The sequence below is a fragment of the Desulfovirgula thermocuniculi DSM 16036 genome (genome assembly GCF_000429345.1).
GTDB classification, from domain to species: Bacteria; Bacillota; Desulfotomaculia; order Desulfotomaculales; family Desulfovirgulaceae; genus Desulfovirgula; species Desulfovirgula thermocuniculi.
The window spans coordinates 1-1,683 of record NZ_AUBR01000119.1 but is presented as its reverse complement, the minus strand read 5'-3'; the positions used below and the strand labels follow the sequence as shown (position 1 = coordinate 1,683).

1 protein-coding gene and 1 pseudogene are annotated in these 1,683 nt (G+C 44.4%); one reads left to right on the top strand and one right to left on the bottom strand.

All coding sequences use genetic code 11. The annotated features are described in order from the left end of the window. Positions 1–227, bottom strand: a pseudogene (locus G454_RS19695) (hypothetical protein); the annotation flags it as partial. A gap of 176 nt (positions 228–403) precedes the next feature. On the opposite strand from G454_RS19695, the gene G454_RS21680 reads away from it, so the two are divergent. Next, entirely contained in the window at positions 404–1,351 is a 948-nt protein-coding gene (locus tag G454_RS21680) for a hypothetical protein (RefSeq protein ID WP_156896855.1), read from the top strand. Positions 1,352–1,683 lie beyond the last annotated feature (332 nt).

Sequence of the window (1,683 nt, the reverse complement as noted above, 5' to 3'; positions counted from 1 at the left end):
ACCTCGGCGTTCTCCAGGTTCATTTTCACCCACTGGATTTCGCTGAATTTGGCCAGGCTTTCCATGAGGCGGTCGAGTACGCCGTTCTCCAGTAGCTCTTCCACCCTCCCCAGGGTGGCAATAACCTGCTGGCGTGATTTGCCGTTTACGCGGTAAGACTCCACAATCTGGAGGTATTCTCTCCTGGTGCCGTCTTTGTTGATAAAGACCTTCTTTCTGACGAACATGGCACCTCACCTTGTGGGTGGCTGTACACTTCGATGCTACCACAAGGCAAGGCTAATATCCAGGTATATATTACCAACGTGGCACTACGGATTTTTAAAAATCGCATGATTTTGCTATTCTCTTCCAAATAGAGTGCTGATTTTTCAAGGCTTTTCGGATTTTTAGAAGGTAATATGTGGATTTTGGCTTCAAACGTGAGCGTGAAAAAGGTATCCTCATCCGGCTTGGTGAAGAAAATCAGTTGGCGGATCTTATGCGTATCCGTTTACTTTTTGAAGAAGATAAGAACAGAAAAAGCGGAATTGCAACTGATATTAATAGTTGGCTTTCAGGAAAATTACCTAACTCGCCTGGCTTTTGCTGGTGTTCATTAGGACTTTTTCTTCCCATGAGAAGATTTATTGGTCAAGTGTGGTTGGATAGTGAACGGATAGAGCAGCTAAGGGAAGCAGTTGAAAAACATCAGATAGGGAAAATCCGCGTCTGGACCCAAAATTGGACTCCATTACCCATTAAAGAGTCTGACCCTATTAGAAAAAGAGACTTAAGGTTGATGGCCGCATTAGATTCTCTTGTTTTTTCAAAAATAAAACTCCGCCGCAGCGAGAAAAGTGTTCTTTTTTACCCTGATCCAGTTGACCCACAAGGAAAACCTTTGGGATTAAAGGGGCCCGATCCAAAGTTGATAGGAGGAGGGTTTCAAGTCTGGTTTGATGTTAGAGGATATATGCTTGCTTCAGTAGGTCTCCCTTGGAAACCTGACGGTGTTTGGGCAGAAGACATCCTTGGTATTTTTTATTCGATCCTGGATCTTTTTACCCAAAGACAAGTTAAGGAGTGTTTTCCAGATTGCCTTTGGGAAAATGGCAAATTTACGTTATTCGCACAGGTTAGCCAGTTTCCTGGAGTAGTTAAGACTTTGATAGATTGTGAACTACCAGAGAATTTTCCAGCAAAAGGTTCATCGTGGAACGGTCCTCACGAAATCGAAGTAGTGGATACTCTTGAACCGGAAAAATTAGCAAAGGAGTACACTTCGAGATTTTTAGCCTGGGCGGGTTTTTTGCACTATGAAAATAGTTTACAGAAATTTGATGTTAAGGGGTGGCTGGGCCACTTATAATCCTAGAAATTCGAGACCTTGCGAAACTACCAGGGTAATACTACTGAGACTGTCGCAAAACCCCTTGAAGCCCAAAACCATCAGCTTGACCTGAGCGCTTAATTGGTTAGGAAATCTGTCCTTCTGGCAAGAAATTTCCTACTTTTGTCGAATATTTCCCTCCAAAGGCCTTTTTGGGGGGTTGGATTGATGTACCGCCGCGATAAAGAACTACAGCTGGACTTTTACCACCCGGATATTGCCTGCCCGCATCTCTTCCCGGAAGGCAACTTTTACCGCGTGCTCAAGGAAAAGCTGGACCGCTGGGTAGGTGAGCTGGACTTCCAGCCGCT